This window comes from Gilvimarinus sp. 1_MG-2023 (assembly GCF_030548285.1).
The window spans coordinates 1-234 of record NZ_JAUOSC010001787.1; the positions used below are offsets into that span (position 1 = coordinate 1).

Genomic DNA, 234 nt, shown 5'->3' on the forward strand with positions numbered 1-234 from the left:
CACACCGGACTCAACTACCAGCAGCGGTTTGTTTTTGCGACGGCGGGTTATTATCTGCGCGACTCGCTCCAACTCGAAGATGCGGCCAATCTGTGGGTCAATTTTGCCGTTGGCGGCAATCTCATTAAGGTTGGTCGCATAGTTTTCCAATGGGCTTTGAGAGGGCTGCTCTACCCCTAGCGACTCGTCATCGGTTTTTTCTTTCTAACCCTCTTCGGCGCCGTGCTCGTTTCC

Annotated in this window: 1 pseudogene; it reads right to left on the minus strand. The window is 53.4% G+C overall.

Annotation, left to right across the window (positions count from 1 at the left end):
- Positions 1-234: pseudogene (gene clpA / locus Q4563_RS23925) on the minus strand (ATP-dependent Clp protease ATP-binding subunit ClpA); the annotation flags it as partial.